Annotated in this window: 2 protein-coding genes; both read left to right on the forward strand. The window is 54.9% G+C overall.

Going from position 1 to position 1,985, the window contains the following annotated elements; all coding sequences use genetic code 11:
* Window positions 1–675, forward strand: a 675-nt coding sequence (locus ABXH26_RS20500) for a DUF4062 domain-containing protein (RefSeq protein WP_353568970.1), incomplete at its 5' end; no start/stop codon positions are given.
* Entirely contained in the window at window positions 672–1,895 is a 1,224-nt protein-coding gene (locus ABXH26_RS20505; protein ID WP_353568971.1) for an RNA/DNA-binding domain-containing protein, read from the forward strand. The genes ABXH26_RS20500 and ABXH26_RS20505, both read left to right, overlap by 4 nt.
* The last annotated feature ends 90 nt before the right edge of the window (window positions 1,896–1,985 follow it).

Raw genomic sequence — 1,985 nt, forward strand, 5'->3', positions numbered from 1 at the left:
CTACGAACTCCCCGAGCAAGCGGGCCTTGTCCTCATCGGTGTAACGTGTCCGTGACATCCGGCGATCCTGACACGTCAGCGGAGTCCGCCGAGATCGTCCCAACGGCGGTCGCTCGGGGGCTTACAACCGTCTTCGGTTTTGCATCTGAGTTGACGCAGATCTGCAGCACGTTGAAGAGCTATGGATACGAGGTGATGAACTCACACTACGGGACCATTCAGAACAGGCCTGGTCAAAGCAACGAGGAGGCCTGTCTGGAAGCGGTGGAAGACTGCCACTTGGTGCTTGCAATCATACGGTCACGATACGGAAGCGGGATCACTCTCAAGGAGATTTGCAGGGCTATCGAAATCGAGAAGCCGGTTTGGAAAATTGCCGAGCAGGACATCGAGAAGTTCCGCCAACTCTTGAAGCCGATTCTCTACGCCACCGACGCAACCACCAACCTGCCAGTGGCACGGGTCTTGGTGCCAAATAGGAAAACCGGCGTTCTCGATGACCTGAGAATAATTGACCTGTATAATCTTTGCATCCAAGACCACCTCCCCGTTTCCGAGAGACGAAGCAACTGGGTGCAGTCTTATGAGGATGTAGACGACGTATTCCGGTTTCTGGAGACGAACCTGAAGGATGTGGACCGCGTTCGGCAGATCATTCAACCCACTCACCCATGATGACTCCAAGCCAGATTTCAGCAATTGTCAGAGCCGGCGAATCGGAAAGTGTCGAGTTCAAGTCTGGGAATGCCTCTCTGGACGATGTTGCGAAGGCTGTATGTGGGTTCCTCAACTCTCAGGGAGGCAGCCTATTCATCGGTCTTGAGCTGGCGGAATCCAAGCGGATGAATTATCCGGGCTCGCAGGAGGAAGCCCGACAATTGCTCCATAAGATTCAAGAGGCCATTTCGCCAAGAGCGATTCTGTCGGGGTCGGTGGAGGAAATCGACGGAGGACGACTGCTCGTGATCGAGTCTCCCGCCGGCTCTGAAGGTCCCTATGTCTTTAAAGGCGACATTTATGTCAGAGTCGGATCACAGACCCACGTGGCTGACAGCGGGCAGGTGAGCCATGTCATACAGACTCGGCTTCAACGCAGAAGCAGCTGGGAGAAGCAGTCTGCGTCCGATTTTTCGTTGGACGACCTCGACTTGGGGGAAGTGGATGAAACAGTTCGGGAAGCACGGAATCGAGATCGTTGGAATTTCACGAATCCCCGCGATACCCAATCCGTGTTGGAGGATCTTGGTCTTATGAATCGCGGCCAACTGACGCAGGCTGCGGTGGTGCTCTTTGGCGGACGTCCCAGTCGGCTACTGACCCAACTCCGTTCACGAGCAACGCGCTTCGCTTCGGACAAGACCGGGGACGAGCTTCTCGTTGATCGTGAGTTTGGGGGAAACCTCTTCTCCCAGTTCTCCAAGCTGGCCGACTTCTGCGAGTCGCAGATTGAACTGTCCTCCGAATTCGTCCCAGGCAAATGGCAACGGAATGACAGACCTCAGTTTCCGTTGGAAGCTGTCCGCGAAGGCCTCTTGAATGCATTGATTCATCAGGACTTCTCAAATCAGTCCGGTGGAGTGACCGTTGGCTTGTATCCAGGCCGCTTGGAAATCTGGAACTATGGTGAGTTGCCCCCCGATCTGTCTCCGAATGATTTGCGAAAAACACACGCTTCTCTCCCGAGAAACCCTCTGATCGCTAGGGTGTTTTTCATTCGCGGCCTAATTGAACGGATTGGACGTGGAACTGCCAAGATTCACGAGAGGTGCGATGCTTTTAAGATGCCGCACCCGACTTGGAGGAAGCATTCAGGTGGGACGCTATTGACGCTGCGTGTTGGCGTAGAAGCGGGTCAGATTGAGCTGGCCCCCAAAGTCCGGCCACTGAGTGGCTAAACTAAGCTATGGTGGAGCGGGTCGGCAGAGAGGTAGGATTGGATTGGATTCTCAAGCAAGGGTGGAGTGGCGAGGGCCCCGAAATGGGGA

The sequence above is a fragment of the Haloferula sargassicola genome, assembly GCF_040362925.1.
Classification (GTDB): domain Bacteria; phylum Verrucomicrobiota; class Verrucomicrobiia; order Verrucomicrobiales; family Akkermansiaceae; genus Haloferula; species Haloferula sargassicola.

What these genes read in the sequence shown, in the direction of transcription:
- ABXH26_RS20505 (WP_353568971.1), top strand. Translation starts at nt 672, where the DNA reads ATGATGACTCCAAGCCAGATTTCAGCAATTGTCAGAGCCGGCGAATCG.